Origin of the sequence: Occallatibacter sp., assembly GCF_049802275.1 — a bacterium.
Taxonomy (GTDB): domain Bacteria; phylum Acidobacteriota; class Terriglobia; order Terriglobales; family Acidobacteriaceae; genus Telmatobacter.
Genome location: NZ_JBARMD010000291.1, coordinates 1 through 4,351, shown reverse-complemented (window position 1 = coordinate 4,351; position 4,351 = coordinate 1). Strand labels below are relative to the sequence as shown.

Genomic DNA, 4,351 nt, shown 5'->3' with positions numbered 1-4,351 from the left:
ATCCCTGGCGTCGGCCGCCAGACACGCCAGCGTCTCCTCACCCATTTCGGCAGCCTCCGCGAAGTGCAGCAAGCCACCGCCGACTCGCTAGCCTCCGTAGTCCCCCGCAAAACCGCCGAATCCATCTGGCGCCACTTCCACCAGCCCCAACCAACAGCAGCGGCCCAAAACTAGGGGTGTGTCGATAGCCTCCAACCGCGCGCTGTCATTCCGACCGCAGCGAAGCGGAGCGGAGGAACCTGCAGTACCGCTCTTCAAAACATAAAATCGGCTCCGCAAAGTTCAGGAACTAGCCGGCGGACCATTGAAAACGAACAACCAGACAAAGTTCGTGCCGCATCCCATTTGTTGTTAGCGGAGGTGAACCACTCATGCTCCACTCCGGTTTTCGCACTGCGTTTTTGTTTGCCTCAACGGCTTTTCTTGCCTCAACCCTCACCCTCTCCGGCTGCTCCCACAGCGGTCACCCCGACGACAGAATGGCCGTTTACAACACCCTCGATCAGCAAGACCTGCGCAGCATCAACGTGTCACAGGATCGCAATGCCGGCACCATTACCCTCAGCGGAATCGTCGGCTCCAGCGACAACAGGCAGAAAGCGGAACACCTCGCGCAGCAGGCCGCACCCACCTACTCCATTGTCAATCGCATCCAGGTGCAGAGCGCGGGGCTGGTCAGCGAGATCAAGGCCGCCCAGAAGGACGTCCGGCTCGACAAGGAAATCGAAAAAAAATACAAAGCCAAGATTGCAGCCCACAGAGATCTGAAGGGCATCGATTACTCTGCGTACAATCAGACACTCACGCTCAAGGGCTCCGTAAAGACCTACAAGCTTCGGCAGGAAGCAGAGGACCTGGCCAACAAAGTTCCCGAGGTCCAGCACGTCGTCAATGAAATCCAGATCAACGGTGGCAAGCCCTCCCCGGCCAACTCCTGATCCGGTCCGCGCGTTGTCAAGCCCGGCTCGCTCATGCGAAACCTAACTTCTTCATTCCATGCCCCGAAATAGCTCGCAAAGTTTGCAGGTTATTTCGGGCTCTGCGGGCACAATGGAATGAGCATCGGAAATTCGAAAACATCCATCAGAAGAACCCGCCACCGGCTCCTGTCCCGCGGTCTTGTCTCTTCCTAAGTCATTTGATATGAAACATCTATGGCTAACCCCAATTCACAGAAATATTTGGCGCCGCCCCCTCTCGGTAACCCGATGATTGCAGGATATTTAGCCAAAGAGACCGGGTAGTAGGGTATGAACGCAACCAGTTGGTTGCATATTGGCCGCACCAGACCCAAAAACGTGATGTCACGAGTGCGAGATGAAACCCCCGCTCGCCATTTACGCAGCGCCAGCGGCAGTAAACGTGATTACGACTGCCGGCCCAAATCTCAATTCATCTGGCGCATTGCACTTGCCAAAGCCGGCGTCACCGAACTCCGGCCACCTCAACATCTTCAATCGCGAACTTCTTGTTGCATACCGGGCACTCATGCACCTTCGAATCGGCAATGCTGATCATTCGCGTGCCGCACGACGGACATTTGCCCTTGTGCTCACCCATGCCCAACACCGGCCCCAACAGTGGAGCCATAATGCCGAGCACAATCATGGGTACGCCGAAGAAGATGCCCCAGCCCAACAAGCACAGCAGGACCCCGGGGATGATCAGGATGGGGGCCGCGATAAGGCCGAAGTACAGGCCGCCAAACGCGCCGCGTGCCGGGTGATGCTGGTGCGCAGGCGGATGCACCTCGTGCGCCACAGCGGCGCCGCAACCGGGACAGAAACTCCACGCCGAAGCCAGATGTGCTCCGCACTTTGAACAGTTTGCGTCCATAGGCGACCGCTCCTCACGGTTAACGCAGCCGACCCAGGCGCGCTTCCGAGATGCGTCCATCGCCTTTCGGGATCCCAGCAATAGCGGATGCTCTCTGGGCTGGTCGCTGGGCCGATCGTCTGCAGCCCGAAACGTTACCCCCGCTGCAATACGGTTGCCCGTGACAGGCATCACGTCTTCTCTTCTCGTCATTGCATAACGACTTAAAGCCGGATCAATGGGTTGAAGATGGCGCAGGACGCGAACTATTCAGATATTGCACCGGCGGTTCCATAGATTCTGCGCACGAGCCAGAGTACGGGAAGCCCGAGAAGGATCAGGGCCGTGCCGATCAGCGATCCTTTAAGGTTGCCGGCATAGCTGTATACAAGAACAGCGGCGGCGCACAGGACAAAGATGGCAGGCAGGATCGGGTATCCCCAGACCCGATAGGGGCGTGCGAGATCGGGCCGGCGGCGGCGATACACGAAAACTGTGGTTGCGGTGAGCATGTAAAAGAGCCACTCGGCGAAGACAGCTAGTTCGAAGTGCTGCTGGAACTGCGAAAGGAAAAGTAGCAATACGGTGGAGAGCAGTCCCTGAACAATGAGGGACGTGGACGGGGATTGAAAGTAAGGCTGAATGTGCGCGAACTGGCGGAAGAAGAGGCGGTCGCGGGCGGCGGCGAAGGGGATGCGCGCGCCGGACATAATGGTTCCGTTGAGTGTAACGAAGATGCTGAGAGCCATGGCGGCGGCGACGAATCCTGCGCCGCGTGGTCCCGCGACGACAGAGAGCGCTGCGACTGCAGGGCGTTCGCTGGCGGCAATTTGCGCTGCGGGCAGAATGTATTGGATCGCAGCATTGGTGGCCATGAAGAGAATGCCGACTGCGAACAGACCACCAATCAGCGCGATTGGCAAGCTGCGTTCAGGGCGGCGGACTTCGCCGGCGACCATGGTGAGGTCGTTCCAGCCGTCATAGGCCCAGAGTGTGGCGATGAGGGCGAGCATGAATCCGCTGAAGCCGCCGGTCGCGGTGGGCAGGGACGTCGAGAAGTTGGAGAACGATCCGGAAGCAGATGCGAAGCAGAGCGCGGCGACGATGAGAATCAGTACCGCTTTGAGAACGGTGAAGACGAGCTGGAAGTCGCCGGCCTTCTTGATGCCGAGATAGTTCAGTCCAGTCATGAACCAGGTGACGGCAATGGCGAAGACCTGCGACCAGAGAATTGGCGTTCCCGCAATGTGATTGGTGAGGAAATGGAACGCAGAGAAGACGCCGAGGGTGCGCGCCAGCCCGCTGGTGACGGCGGCAATCGATGCGGGCTTGGCGACGGCGAACCACGTCCACATATAAAGAAAAGCGGGCGTGTCCCCGTAGGCTCCGCGCAGGTAGACATATTCGCCACCCGCGTAGGGAAGCATCGCACCGAGTTCGGCGTAGGTCATGGCGCCGAAAAGCGAGAGCAGCCCGCCAACGATCCATGCAAGGTAGACGAGAGCGGAGGAGCCGGTGTCGCGCATCATTTCGCTGGGAACGAGAAAGATGCCGCTGCCTATGATGGTGCCAACGACAATGGCGGTGGCCTGCGAGGCACCGAGTACGCGCGGTAGATCGGCGGGAGCTTGAGCTTGGTTGGGGACAGCGGACAGTTGTTGGCGCATGCGGTGATGTGAGGTTAGCACGGCAACTTGCGGTGTGGCCGACCACCCGCGACTCGGCGGTGCGGCATCATTTGGAAAAAGCATCAATCATCGCGGGGACCCGGTTCTCGCTCCCGAATCATGGGCTGAAGAAATATTCATGCCTGCTCCAACGCCTCGCTCAAGTATGCTGACCCAACGGGCCCATCAACTTCAGCGAGCACCAGTATCAGGGGAGAAACGCAGTGCCAATCACCAAGACCCAGTTATGGCAAAGTCCGAAGTTCACCATTGAACGCATCGAAGACGAAGATCGAGGCGTGCTGATTTTCAAGTTCACCGGAGGATTCGCAGCCAACGATATGTACTCCGTCCTCAAGCCCCTTGCCGTCGTCAACATCTTCGAATTTGAACCGGCGCATGGCAAAGAACGCCCAACCCTCAACATCTTCGACATCACCGAAGTTCCAACCCTGGATTCCTCCGGTCTCGGCCTGGTCATCAGTCACTTCATCCGTTCCCGCGCCCGCGGTGTCCGCGTTATCGCCGTCGGAGTGCGCCCCAATGTCCTGCAGCTTTTCAAATTCACAAAAGTCGACGCACTCATACCCATGGCTGCATCGATCGAGGAGGCCATCGCCGCTCCCCGAACCTGAGAAGTCCATCTTGTGAATCCGCCGCTTCTCCCAATCTGAGAATCGCCTCTGAGTACTCACTAACCGCGCCCCTTTTCGCTGGTCCGGCGCGCCCTTTACAATCCAATTGAAATGTCCACGACCCAAACCGAGCTCTGGAACAGCGCCTCATTCACGATTGAACGAATCGAAGGCCAAGCCCCGCGCACCGTGATCTACCGCATAACCGGGTCGTTTAACGCACGCGACATGTAC

5 protein-coding genes are annotated in these 4,351 nt (G+C 58.4%); 3 read left to right on the top strand and 2 right to left on the bottom strand.

The window, feature by feature from the left end; all coding sequences use genetic code 11:
• Both WA354_RS10185 and WA354_RS10180 read left to right on the top strand, forming a co-directional pair.
• Nucleotides 1-174, top strand: a complete 174-nt coding sequence (locus WA354_RS10185) for a helix-hairpin-helix domain-containing protein (RefSeq protein WP_472812899.1) — start codon at nucleotides 1-3, stop codon at nucleotides 172-174.
• A gap of 197 nt (nucleotides 175-371) precedes the next feature.
• A complete protein-coding gene (locus WA354_RS10180; protein WP_472812898.1) occupies nucleotides 372-938 on the top strand; it encodes a BON domain-containing protein in 567 nt (188 codons plus the stop codon).
• Between the two features lie 487 nt (nucleotides 939-1,425).
• Here the strand turns inward: WA354_RS10180 and WA354_RS10175 are convergent, their stop codons facing one another.
• A complete protein-coding gene (locus tag WA354_RS10175) occupies nucleotides 1,426-1,836 on the bottom strand; it encodes a hypothetical protein (RefSeq protein ID WP_472812897.1) in 411 nt (136 codons plus the stop codon).
• 245 nt (nucleotides 1,837-2,081) lie between these two features.
• Nucleotides 2,082-3,566 (bottom strand): APC family permease, encoded by a 1,485-nt coding sequence (locus tag WA354_RS10170; RefSeq protein ID WP_472812896.1) that lies wholly within the window; start codon nucleotides 3,564-3,566, stop codon nucleotides 2,082-2,084.
• A 140-nt stretch (nucleotides 3,567-3,706) separates the two neighbouring features.
• Between WA354_RS10170 and WA354_RS10165 the strand changes: the two genes are divergently transcribed.
• Nucleotides 3,707-4,117 (top strand): STAS domain-containing protein, encoded by a 411-nt coding sequence (locus WA354_RS10165; protein WP_472812895.1) that lies wholly within the window; start codon nucleotides 3,707-3,709, stop codon nucleotides 4,115-4,117.
• Nucleotides 4,118-4,351 lie beyond the last annotated feature (234 nt).

Coding starts and splice junctions, on each gene's coding strand:
- WA354_RS10180 (WP_472812898.1), top strand. CDS start 372: ATGCTCCACTCCGGTTTTCGCACTGCGTTTTTGTTTGCCTCAACGGCT.
- WA354_RS10175 (WP_472812897.1), bottom strand. CDS start 1,836: ATGGACGCAAACTGTTCAAAGTGCGGAGCACATCTGGCTTCGGCGTGG.
- WA354_RS10170 (WP_472812896.1), bottom strand. CDS start 3,566: ATGCTTTTTCCAAATGATGCCGCACCGCCGAGTCGCGGGTGGTCGGCC.